Genomic DNA, 11686 nt, shown 5'->3' on the forward strand with positions numbered 1-11686 from the left:
CCGCCGACCGCGGTGTCAGTGGCGACGCATACGATGGACGGGTGTCAATCTCCCCCGTCGAGTCCTCGTCCCTCCTGAGCGTCCGCGGCGCTCGCGTCCACAACCTCCGCGACGTCGACCTCGACATCCCGCGCGACTCCCTCGTCGTCTTCACGGGCCTGTCGGGGTCCGGCAAGTCGTCCCTCGCGTTCGACACGATCTTCGCCGAGGGCCAGCGCCGCTACGTCGAGTCGCTGTCGGCTTACGCGCGCCAGTTCCTCGGCCAGGTCGACCGGCCGGACGTCGACTTCATCGAGGGCCTGAGCCCCGCGGTCTCCATCGACCAGAAGTCCACGAACCGCAACCCGCGCTCGACGGTGGGCACCATCACCGAGATCTTCGACTACATGCGCCTGCTGTGGGCGCGCATCGGCGTCGCGCACTGCCCCGTGTGCGGCGAGCGCATCTCGCGCCAGACCGTGCAGCAGATCGCCGACCAGCTCATGGAGCTCGAGACCGGCACCCGGTACCAGGTGGTGAGCCCCATCGTGTCGCAGAAGAAGGGCGAGTTCGTCGACCTCTTCGCGGAGCTCGCGTCCGGCGGCTACTCGCGGGCCATCGTCGACGGCGAGCTCATCCAGCTCAGCTCGCCCCCCAAGCTCAAGAAGCAGTACAAGCACGACATCTCGGTCGTGGTCGACCGCCTGGTCGCGAGCGACGACATCCTCGGCCGCCTGACGGACTCGCTCGAGACCGCGCTCCGGCTCACCGACGGCATCGTCATGATCGACTTCGTCGACGTCGAGGGCCCCGGCGGCCTACGCACGTACTCGGAGAAGCTGTCCTGCCCGAACAACCACCCCATCCAGCTCACCGAGATCGAGCCCCGCACGTTCTCGTTCAACGCGCCCTTCGGCGCGTGCCCCGAGTGCTCGGGCCTCGGCACGCGCATGTCGGTGGACCAGGAGCTGCTCATCGGCGACGAGTCGCTGAGCATCGCCGATGGCGTCATCCTGCCGTGGACCACGCAGGGCAAGGGCCTCTTCCAGTACTACGAGAAGCTGCTCGCGGGCCTCGCGCGCGACCTCAAGTTCTCCCTCACCACGCCCTGGCGGAAGCTGTCCGAGGAGGTCCGCGAGGCGGTCCTCCGCGGCAACGACTTCGAGGTCCAGGTCAAGTGGAAGAACCGCTACGGCCGCGAGATGACCTACTCGTCGGGCTTCGAGGGCGTCATGCCCTACATCGAGCGCCAGTTCGCCCAGGCGGAGACCGACAACCAGCGGGCCCGCTGGGGAGAGTACCTGCGGGAGATCCCGTGCCCCGTCTGCGACGGCAAGCGCCTGAAGCCCGAGGTGCTCGCGGTGCTCGTGCACGGCGCGAACATCGCCGACGTCGCCGAGATGAGCCTCTCCGACGCGCAGGAGTTCATGGCGCAGCTCGAGCTGACGGACCGCGAGGCGCACATCGCCGCGCAGGTGCTGCGGGAGATCCGCGTGCGGCTCGAGTTCCTCATCGAGGTCGGGCTCAACTACCTCAACCTCGCGCGGGCGGCGGCGTCGCTCTCCGGCGGCGAGGCGCAGCGCATCCGCCTGGCCACGCAGATCGGCTCGGGGCTCACGGGAGTGCTCTACGTCCTGGACGAGCCGTCCATCGGCCTGCACCAGCGCGACAACCGCCGCCTCATCGAGACGCTCGTGAAGCTGCGCGACCTCGGCAACACGCTCATCGTCGTCGAGCACGACGAGGACACCATCCGCACCGCCGACTGGATCGTCGACATCGGCCCGGGCGCCGGCGTCAACGGCGGCAAGGTCGTGCACTCCGGCTCCTACGAGGGGCTCATCGAGAACCGCGAGTCGCTCACGGGCGACTACCTCGCGGGCCGCCGCGCCATCGCCACGCCCACGAAGCGCCGCAAGATCGACCGGAAGCGCCAGATCCAGGTCGTGGGCGCGCGCGCGAACAACCTCCAGAACGTCACCGCGGCCTTCCCGCTCGGCACGCTCACGGCCGTCACGGGCGTCAGCGGATCCGGCAAGTCGTCGCTCGTGAACGACATCCTCTACCGCGTGCTCGCCAACGAGCTCAACGGCGCCCGCAAGGTGCCGGGCAAGCACTCCCGGGTCACCGGCCTCGAGAACCTCGACAAGGTCGTGCACGTCGACCAGAACCCCATCGGCCGCACCCCGCGCTCGAACCCGGCCACCTACACGGGCGTGTTCGACCGGATCCGCACCCTCTTCGCCGAGACCACGGAGGCCAAGGCCCGCGGGTACCTCCCCGGCCGCTTCAGCTTCAACGTCAAGGGCGGGCGCTGCGAGGCGTGCTCGGGCGACGGCACCATCAAGATCGAGATGAACTTCCTGCCCGACGTGTACGTGGCCTGCGAGGTCTGCGGGGGAGCGCGCTACAACCGCGACACCCTCAGCGTCCACTACAAGGGCAAGAGCATCGCCGAGGTGCTCGACATGTCCATCAGCGAGGCGGCCGAGTTCTTCGAGCCGATCCAGGCCATCCACCGCTTCATGAAGACGCTGGTGGACGTGGGCCTCGGCTACGTGCGCCTCGGGCAGAGCGCCACGACGCTCTCCGGCGGCGAGGCGCAGCGCGTCAAGCTGTCCACAGAGCTGCAGCGCCGGTCGAACGGCCGCAGCATCTACGTGCTCGACGAGCCGACCACCGGCCTCCACTTCGAGGACGTGCGGAAGCTCCTCCTCGTGCTCAACGGTCTGGTCGACAAGGGCAACACCGTGATCGTCATCGAGCACAACCTCGACGTCATCAAGTCCGCCGACTGGCTCATCGACATGGGGCCCGAGGGCGGCGCGGGCGGCGGCACCGTGCTCGCCACCGGCACGCCCGAGCACCTGGCCACCGTGCCGGAGAGCTACACGGGCGGCTTCCTCAAGGAGGTCCTCGACGCCGAGGCCGAGGCGGCGGCGGTCGCGTCCCAGCGTGCGCGCGAGGAGCGCGCGGCTGGCTGATGGCCCGCACCGACACCGTCGGCTACCGCCCGGCGGCGGGGGAGATCCCCACGTCGCCGGGCGTGTACCGCTTCCGCGACGCCGCGGACCGCGTCCTCTACGTGGGCAAGGCGAACAACCTCCGCGCCCGGCTCGCCAACTACTTCGCGCCCCTGGAGAGCCTGCACGAGCGCACGCGCCGGATGGTCACGTCGGCGGCCGGCGTCGAGTGGACCGTGGTCGGCAGCGAGTTCGAGGCGCTCCAGCTCGAGTTCACGTGGATCAAGGAGTTCGACCCGCCCTTCAACGTCAAGTTCCGGGACGACAAGTCGTATCCCTACCTGGCGGTGACCCTGGGCGAGGACCACCCGCGGGTCATGGTCACCCGCAACCGGAAGATCCGCGGCGCCAAGTACTTCGGCCCGTACACGAAGGTGTGGGCCATCCGCGAGACCGTCGACCACCTGCTGAAGGTGTTCCCGATGCGCTCCTGCTCGGAGAGCACGTTCAAGCGGGCCCGGCAGACGAACCGGCCCTGCCTGCTCGGCGACATCGGGCGCTGCGCCGCCCCGTGCGTCGGTCGCGTCTCGGAGGAGGAGCACCGCGAGATCGCGGACGACTTCGTGAGCTTCATGGCGGGCAACGACTCGAAGTACGTCGGCCAGCTCACGCAGCGGATGAAGGACGCCGCCGCGGAGATGGACTACGAGGCCGCCGCCCGCCACCGCGACGACATCGGCGCGCTCGAGGCCGCCCTCTCCAAGACCGCCGTCGTGTTCGACGACCGGGTCGACGCCGACGTCTTCGGCATCGCGGCCGACGAGCTCGCCGCGGCCGTGCAGCAGTTCATGGTCCGCGGCGGCCGCATCCGGGGCACGCGCACCTGGGTCGTCGACAAGGAGCTCGACATCGGCATCGGCGAGCTCGTCGAGACCGTGCTGCACAACGCCTACGAGGACGAGGCGCACCCGCCGCGCGAGGTCCTCGTCCCCGAGCTGCCCGCCGACGCCGCCGAGCTCGAGCTGTGGCTCAGCCAGCGGCGCGCCGCGGGGGAGGACGACGGCACCGTGCGCCGCGGCCGCCCGAGCTCCTGGCAGGTCGACCTCCGCGTCGCCCAGCGCGGCGACAAGGCGGCGCTCGCGCACACCGCCGCCACGAACGCGCAGAACGCGCTCATGCTCTACAAGACGCGCCGCAGCTCCGACTTCACCACGCGGTCGAAGGCCCTCGCCGACATCCAGGAGGCGCTGGGCATGCCCGACGCCCCGCTGCGCATGGAGTGCTACGACGTCTCGCATCTGAGCGGCACCAACATCGTCGCGTCCATGGTCGTCTTCGAGGACGGCCTGCCGCGCAAGGACCAGTACCGCCGCTTCAACATCGCCGACTCCACGGACGACACGGAGTCGATCCACCAGGTCATCACGCGCCGGCTCGCCTACCTCGGCAAGGAGGCGGATGTCCCCGCCGACGCCGCGCCGCCGGAGCTCGGCGAGGCGCCGCCCGTCAACAAGTTCTCCTACAGCCCGAACCTGCTCATCGTCGACGGCGGCCAACCGCAGGTCGCCGCGGCCCAGCGGGCGCTCGAGGAGTCGGGCGTCACGGGCATCCAGCTGGCCGGCATCGCCAAGCGCCTCGAGGAGATCTGGCTGCCGGACTCCGACTACCCGATCATCCTGCCGCGCAACAGCGACGCCCTGTTCCTCATCCAGCGCATCCGCGACGAGGCGCACCGGTTCGCCATCACGCACCAGCGGGCCCGCCGGAAGCGCGACATCACGTCGGTGCTCAACGAGATCCCGGGGCTCGGCCCGTCGCGCGTGCAGCGGCTGCTGCAGCAGTTCGGATCCGTGGCCAAGCTCAAGCAGGCCGAGGTCGAGGAGATCGCGGCCGTCCGCACCATCGGGCCGACGCTGGCGCAGTCCGTCTACGAGCGGCTCCGCTCGTGACCCGCGCCCGGACCGGTGTCGCGGGTCGCGCCTAGACTGGATCCATCGACCGGCGCGACGAGAGGTGCATGCCCGCATGAGCGTGGAGATCCCCCAGCAGGACGTCATGATCGTGACGGGGATGTCCGGCGCGGGCCGCTCCACCGTCGGCAACGCGCTGGAGGACCTCGGCTGGTACGTGGTCGACAACCTCCCGCCGCAGATGCTCAAGCCGCTCGTCGAGCTGGCCGGCCGCGCGGGCACCTCGCTGCCGAAGATCGCGGCCGTGGTCGACGTGCGCGGCGGCGACTTCTTCTCCGAGCTCCGCGACATCCTGCAGACCTTCGGGACGGGACCGCGCCTGCGCGTCCTCTTCCTCGAGGCCACGGACGCCGCGCTCGTGCGCCGCTTCGAGCAGGTGCGCCGCCCGCACCCGCTCCAGGGCAACGGCACGCTGCTCGACGGCATCGCGGCCGAGCGCGCCCGCATGATCGAGATCCGCGAGGCCAGCGACCTCGTCATCGACACGTCCGAGCTCAACATCCACCAGCTCGCCACGGCGATCACCGAGCAGTTCAGCGGCGCCGACGACGCGGGCGTGCGCGTCACCGTCATGAGCTTCGGCTTCAAGTACGGCACCCCGGCGGACGCCGACATGGTGGCCGACATGCGCTTCCTCCCCAACCCGTTCTGGACCCCCGAGCTCCGTCCGCTCACGGGTCGCGACAAGGCCGTCAGCGACTACGTGCTGGGCCAGGAGGGCGCCGAGGAGTTCGTCCACGCGTACGCCCGGGCGCTCGCCCCGGTGCTCGCCGGGTATCAGCGGGAGAACAAGAGACACGCTACGATCGCTATCGGCTGTACCGGCGGCAAGCACCGCTCGGTGGCCGTCGCCGAGGAGCTCTCCAGCCTCCTCCGCGCCCTTCCCGGCGTCGCTGTCAGCACCAAGCACCGCGACCTCGGCCGGGAGTAGGGCACCCATCTCATCAAGGGAGTAAGCATTTGCCTCTGACCTCGGACGTCAAGGAAGAACTGTCACGCGTCGAGGTCAGCAAGACCACGGTGAGGGCTGCCGAGCTGGCCACGATCCTGCGCTTCTCCGGCGGGCTGCACCTCATCTCGAACCGCATCGCCGTCGAGTCGGAGCTGGACACGCCGCTCCTCGCCCGCCGCGTCCGCAAGGACCTGGCCGAGCTCTACGGCGTGCGCAGCGACATCTCCGTCATCCCCGCGTCCGGCATGCGCCGCGCCACCCACTACCTGGTCCGCGTGATGGAGGGCGGCGAGACGCTCGCCCGCCAGACCGGCCTGCTCGACGCGCGACGTCGCCCCATCCGCGGCCTGCCGAACCGCCTCACCACGGGCTCCCGAGAGGAGATCGCGGCCGTCTGGCGGGGTGCGTTCCTCGCCGCCGGCACGCTCACGGACCCCGGCCGCTCCGCAGCGCTCGAGGTCACCTGCCCCGGCAACGAGGCCGCCATGGCCCTCGTCGGCGCCGCCGGCCGGCTGGACGTCAGCGCCAAGGCGCGCGAGGTCCGCGGCGTCCACCGCGTCGTCATCCGCGACGGCGACGCCATCGGCCAGATGCTGCGCGTCATGGGCGCGCAGGGCACGGTCGTGAACTGGGAGGAGATGCGCCAGCGCCGCGAGGTGCGGGCCACCGCCAACCGCCTCGTCAACTTCGACGACGCCAACCTCCGCCGCTCGGCGCAGGCCGCCGTCGCCGCCTGCGCGCGCGTGGAGCGGGCCATGGAGATCCTCGGCCCGGACATCCCGGAGCACCTCAAGTACGCGGGCGACCTGCGCCTGCGCTTCCGCGACTCCAGCCTCGACGAGCTGGGCCACCACGCCGACCCGCCGATGACGAAGGACGCCGTCGCCGGCCGCATCCGCCGCCTGCTCGCGATGGCCGACAAGAAGGCCGTCGACGAGGGCCTGCCCGGCACCGACGCGAACCTCCCGGCCGACCTCGACGACGTCTGATCCGCGGCGCACCCGCCGACGCCGCACGCGCGACACGATCTCGCACGCGCGACACGTCGGCCGTGATCCGCTGGACGCCGGGCGTCATCCGGCCAGGTGGCGCGGAGGGCCGCCGGACTAGACTCGATCCGTCACCCACCCCCGGCCTCTGGCCGGGAGCCCCCGGGCAATGAAGAGGAGATACACCTATGGCTGACTACACTCTCGTCGACCTCCCGTACGACTACTCGGCCCTCGAGCCGAGCATCAGCGGCCGCATCATGGAGCTGCACCACGACAAGCACCACAAGACGTACGTCGACGGCGCCAACACCGCCCTCGTCAAGCTGCAGGAGGCGCGCGACGCCGGCGACCTGACCTTCGTCAACAAGCTGCAGAAGGACCTCGCGTTCAACCTCGCGGGCCACGTGAACCACACGGTCTTCTGGAACAACCTCAGCCCGGACGGCGGCGACAAGCCCACCGGCGAGCTGGCCGCCGCCATCGACGAGTTCTTCGGCTCGTACGACAAGTTCCAGGCGCACTTCACCGCGTCCGCCCTCGGCATCCAGGGCTCCGGCTGGAGCATCCTCGCGTGGGACTCGCTCGGCGAGAAGCTCATCATCGAGCAGCTGTACGACCACCAGGGCAACCTCGCCGCGGCGACCGTCCCGATCCTGCTGCTCGACATGTGGGAGCACGCCTTCTACCTCGACTACGTCAACGTCAAGGCCGACTACGTCAAGGCGTTCTGGAACATCGTCAACTGGGCCGACGTGCAGGCGCGCTTCGACGCCGCCCGCACGAAGACGCAGGGCCTCTTCCTCCTCTCGTAGCCGCATCCGGGGGCGGCCGGCCGGGAGACCCCGGCCGCCCTCGGATCCGCACGCCACGGCTCCCCGAAGACCCCGACCTCCATCACCCACCGCCGCCCCCGAGCGCGCAGAACACCAGGAGAACACGTGACCGTCAAGATCGGCATCAACGGCTTCGGCCGCATCGGCCGCAACTACTTCCGCGCAGCGCTCGCCAAGGGCAGCGACATCGAGATCGTCGCCGTCAACGACCTCACCGACAACAAGGCGCTCGCGCACCTGCTCAAGTACGACTCCATCACGGGCCGCCTGGACGCCACCGTCGAGCTCGACGGCGACAACATCGTCGTCAACGGCAAGGCCATCCGCGTCCTCGAGGAGCGCGACCCCGCGAACCTCCCCTGGGGCGAGCTGGGCGTCGAGATCGTCATCGAGTCCACCGGCCGCTTCACGAAGGCGGAGGACGCGCGCAAGCACATCACCGCCGGCGCCAAGAAGGTCCTCGTCTCCGCGCCCGCCACGGGCGACAACGTCGCGACCCTGGTCCTCGGCGTCAACGAGGGCACCTACGACCCCGCCGTCCACGACGTCATCTCCAACGCGTCGTGCACCACGAACTGCCTCGCGCCCCTCGCCAAGGTCTTCCTCGACGAGTTCGGCATCGAGCGCGGCCTCATGACGACGGTCCACGCCTACACGGCCGACCAGAACCTGCAGGACGGCCCGCACAGCGACCTGCGCCGCGCGCGCGCCGCCGCCGTCAACATCATCCCCACGTCGACCGGTGCCGCGAAGGCGCTCGGCCTCGTGATCCCCGAGCTCGTCGGCAAGCTCGACGGCTACGCCCTCCGCGTGCCCGTGCCCACCGGCTCGATCACCGACCTCACCATCGAGACCACGGCGAACGTCACGGTCGAGCAGGTCAACGCCGCCTACAAGGCCGCGGCCGAGGGCCCCCTCAAGGGCATCCTCAAGTACACCGAGGACCCGATCGTCTCGAGCGACATCGTCAACGACCCGCACTCCTCGATCTTCGACGCGGGCCTCACCAAGGTCATCGGCTCGCAGGTCAAGGTCGCGTCGTGGTACGACAACGAGTGGGGCTACTCCAACCGCCTCGTCGACCTCACCGAGTACGTCGCCGATCGCCTGTAACCGGCCGTGGCACTCCGCACCATCGACTCCCTGGGGGATCTGCGGGGGCGCCGCGTCATCGTGCGCTGCGACCTCAACGTCCCCCTGAAGGACGGCGTGATCGGCGACGACGGGCGCATCCGCGCCTCGCTGGGGACCCTCGCGGGTCTCCGCGAGGCCGGTGCCCGCGTCGTCGTCATCTCGCACCTCGGCCGTCCCGACGGCACGCCGGACGAGAAGTACAGCCTGCGTCCCGTGGCGGCCCGCCTCGGCGAGCTGCTCGGGACCGACGTGGCCTTCGCCTCCGACACCGTGGGCGACTCCGCCCGCGCGGCCGTCGACGCCCTCGGCGACGGCGACGTCGTCGTGCTCGAGAACCTCCGCTTCCACGCGGAGGAGACCAGCAAGGACGAGACGGTGCGCCGCGGCTTCGCCGAGTCGATCGCCGGGCTCGGCGACGCGTTCGTCTCCGACGGCTTCGGCGTCGTCCACCGCAAGCAGGCCAGCGTGTTCGAGCTGGCGCAGGCGCTGCCCAGCGCCGCCGGCTCGCTCATCGCGAGCGAGCTCGAGGTGCTCGACCGCCTGACGGAGAACCCGGAGCGGCCGTACACGGTCGTCCTCGGCGGATCCAAGGTGTCCGACAAGCTCGGCGTCATCGGCCACCTGCTGCCGCGCGTCGACTCGCTGCTCATCGGCGGCGGGATGCTCTTCACGTTCCTCAAGGCCCAGGGCCACGAGGTGGGCGCGAGCCTCCTCGAGGAGGACCAGGTCGAGACCGTCAAGGGCTACCTGGCCGAGGCCGAGGAGCGCGGCGTCACGATCGTGCTCCCGACCGACGTGGTCGTCGCCGACGGGTTCTCCGCCGACGCCGCCCACGAGGTGACGCGCGCCGACGCCATCGAGGGGACGCCCGCGGGCGCGAAGGGCCTCGGGCTCGACATCGGCCCCGAGACCGCCGACGCGTTCGCCACGATCATCCGCGGTTCCACGACGGTGTTCTGGAACGGCCCCATGGGCGTCTTCGAGCTGGAGCCGTTCGCGGCGGGCACGAAGACGGTCGCCGACGCGCTCACCCGCGTCGAGGGCCTCTCCGTGGTGGGTGGCGGCGACAGCGCCGCGGCCGTCCGCGCGCTCGGATTCGATGATGACCGCTTCGGTCACATCTCGACCGGAGGCGGCGCGAGCCTCGAGTTCCTCGAGGGGAAGCGCCTGCCGGGACTGGAGGTCCTCGGATGGCAGTGACCGATCGCCCGCAGGGGCGCACGCCCCTCATCGCGGGCAACTGGAAGATGAACCTGGACCACCTCCAGGCCATCGCCTTCGTGCAGAAGCTCGCGTGGAGCCTCAAGGACGCGAAGCACGACTACGCGGAGGCGGAGGTCGCGGTGTTCCCGCCGGCCACCGACATCCGCAGCGTGCAGACGCTCGTCTCGGCCGACAAGCTCGAGCTCGCCTACGGCGCGCAGGACGTGTCCGAGCACGAGTCGGGCGCGTACACGGGGGAGATCTCCGGGGCGTTCCTGGCGCAGCTCGCCTGCCGCTACGTCATCGTGGGCCACTCCGAGCGGCGCACGCTGCACGGCGAGACCGACGAGCAGGTGGCCGCCAAGTCCGCGGCCGCCGTGAAGCACGGCATCGTCCCGGTGATCTGCGTCGGCGAGACCGCGGCGGACCTCGAGGAGCACGGTGCCAGCGCGGTCCCCGTGGCCCAGCTGCGCGTCGCGCTGCAGGGGCTGCCGAAGGGCGCCGACGTGGTCGTCGCCTACGAGCCCGTCTGGGCCATCGGGTCCGGCCAGGCCGCGACGCCCGAGCAGGCCCAGCAGGTCGCGGCGCCGCTCCGTGCGGTCGTCGCCGAGCTCCTCGGCGACGAGGCCGCGAAGGCCACGCGCATCCTCTACGGCGGCTCGGTCAAGTCCGGCAACATCGCGGGCTTCCTCCGCGAGCCGGACGTCGACGGCGCCCTCGTCGGCGGCGCCAGCCTCGACGTGCAGGAGTTCTCCGCGATCGCGCGGTTCCGCTCCCACGTCGGCGTCTGATCCACGACGCTCCCTCGAGCCGCTCGCGTCCATCCGGGCGCGGGCGGCTCGTCGCGCTCAGCCGCCCGCTATAATCGACAACGGCCCATCGGCCGTTCACCGGTCGGTCTCGGCCACAGCACCGCGCACCCGAAAGGCCGCACGTGGAAATCCTCCAGGTAGTCCTGCAGGTGGTTCTGGGAATCACCAGCCTCCTGCTGACCATGCTCATCCTCCTGCACAAGGGGCGGGGCGGCGGTCTGTCCGACATGTTCGGGGGCGGCACCACGTCGAGCCTCGGCTCATCGGGCGTGGCCGAGCGGAACCTGAACCGCATCACCGTCATCCTCGGCCTCGTCTGGGTCACGTGCATCGTGGTCCTGGGGCTCATCACCAAGTTCGACACCGGATTGTAGGGAGCAGCCACATGGCATCAGGAGGAAGCGCCATCCGCGGTTCGCGCGTCGGCGCGGGCCCCATGGGCGAGCAGGACCGTGGCTTCCACGCGGAGCGCATCTCGATCTCGTACTGGGACGCCCTCGGCAACGAGACCGTCCGCCACTTCGCGGCGAACCTGCCCGAGGAGGAGATCCCCGTCACGATCGACTCGCCCCAGTCGGGTCTGCCCGCCGGGCGCGACAAGGCCAACCCGCCGTCGGTCGCCAAGCTCGAGCCGTACAAGACGCACCTCGCGTACGTGAAGGAGCGCCGCAGCGAGGAGGAGGCGAGCCAGCTCCTCGAGGAGGCGCTGGAGCAGCTCCGCGCCCGCCGCGGGACGGTCAAGGCCACCAAGTAGGCCCACCGCACCAGAACGTCGAACGCCCCCGTCCTCTCGGACGGGGGCGTTCTGCATGGCAGGGGGCACGCGGATCTCCGCGCGGACCGGAGAC

At 70.6% G+C, this 11686-nt stretch carries 10 protein-coding genes; all 10 read left to right on the forward strand.

Going from position 1 to position 11686, the window contains the following annotated elements; translation table 11 throughout:
* Positions 1-41 precede the first annotated feature (41 nt).
* Positions 42-2963 carry an excinuclease ABC subunit UvrA gene (gene uvrA, locus FGI33_RS04435; RefSeq protein ID WP_119433737.1) on the forward strand — a complete coding sequence of 974 codons (2922 nt, stop codon included), beginning with the start codon at positions 42-44 and terminating at the stop codon, positions 2961-2963.
* Positions 2963-4891, forward strand: coding sequence for an excinuclease ABC subunit UvrC (uvrC, locus tag FGI33_RS04440; protein WP_119433736.1), 1929 nt, complete (start codon positions 2963-2965; stop codon positions 4889-4891). Before uvrA ends, uvrC begins: the two co-directional genes overlap by 1 nt.
* Positions 4892-4967: 76 nt before the next feature.
* The gene (rapZ, locus tag FGI33_RS04445; protein WP_119433735.1) at positions 4968-5843 is read left to right on the forward strand and encodes an RNase adapter RapZ; all 876 of its coding nucleotides are present in this window, start codon (positions 4968-4970) and stop codon (positions 5841-5843) included.
* Positions 5844-5872: 29 nt separating this feature from the next.
* Positions 5873-6853, forward strand: coding sequence for a DNA-binding protein WhiA (gene whiA, locus FGI33_RS04450; protein WP_012038434.1), 981 nt, complete (start codon positions 5873-5875; stop codon positions 6851-6853).
* Positions 6854-7041: 188 nt separating this feature from the next.
* Complete coding sequence (locus tag FGI33_RS04455; RefSeq protein WP_119401181.1) at positions 7042-7668, forward strand: superoxide dismutase; 627 nt, start codon at positions 7042-7044, stop codon at positions 7666-7668.
* A gap of 126 nt (positions 7669-7794) precedes the next feature.
* Entirely contained in the window at positions 7795-8802 is a 1008-nt protein-coding gene (gene gap / locus FGI33_RS04460; RefSeq protein ID WP_119401182.1) for a type I glyceraldehyde-3-phosphate dehydrogenase, read from the forward strand.
* Positions 8803-8808: 6 nt separating this feature from the next.
* Positions 8809-10023: a phosphoglycerate kinase gene (locus FGI33_RS04465; RefSeq protein WP_119433734.1), complete on the forward strand. Its 1215-nt coding sequence runs from the start codon at positions 8809-8811 to the stop codon at positions 10021-10023.
* Complete coding sequence (tpiA, locus tag FGI33_RS04470) at positions 10014-10817, forward strand: triose-phosphate isomerase (RefSeq protein ID WP_119401184.1); 804 nt, start codon at positions 10014-10016, stop codon at positions 10815-10817. The genes FGI33_RS04465 and tpiA overlap by 10 nt, the downstream gene beginning before the upstream one ends.
* A 143-nt stretch (positions 10818-10960) precedes the next feature.
* On the forward strand, positions 10961-11212 hold the full coding sequence (gene secG / locus FGI33_RS04475; RefSeq protein ID WP_012038429.1) for a preprotein translocase subunit SecG: 252 nt from the start codon (positions 10961-10963) through the stop codon (positions 11210-11212).
* An 11-nt stretch (positions 11213-11223) separates the two neighbouring features.
* Complete coding sequence (locus FGI33_RS04480; RefSeq protein ID WP_012038428.1) at positions 11224-11592, forward strand: RNA polymerase-binding protein RbpA; 369 nt, start codon at positions 11224-11226, stop codon at positions 11590-11592.
* Positions 11593-11686 lie beyond the last annotated feature (94 nt).

It is taken from the genome of Clavibacter phaseoli (genome assembly GCF_021922925.1).
In the GTDB taxonomy this organism is placed as follows: domain Bacteria; phylum Actinomycetota; class Actinomycetes; order Actinomycetales; family Microbacteriaceae; genus Clavibacter; species Clavibacter phaseoli.

Coding starts and splice junctions, on each gene's coding strand:
- uvrC (WP_119433736.1), top strand. CDS start 2,963: ATGGCCCGCACCGACACCGTCGGCTACCGCCCGGCGGCGGGGGAGATC.
- rapZ (WP_119433735.1), top strand. CDS start 4,968: ATGAGCGTGGAGATCCCCCAGCAGGACGTCATGATCGTGACGGGGATG.
- FGI33_RS04455 (WP_119401181.1), top strand. CDS start 7,042: ATGGCTGACTACACTCTCGTCGACCTCCCGTACGACTACTCGGCCCTC.
- tpiA (WP_119401184.1), top strand. CDS start 10,014: ATGGCAGTGACCGATCGCCCGCAGGGGCGCACGCCCCTCATCGCGGGC.
- FGI33_RS04480 (WP_012038428.1), top strand. CDS start 11,224: ATGGCATCAGGAGGAAGCGCCATCCGCGGTTCGCGCGTCGGCGCGGGC.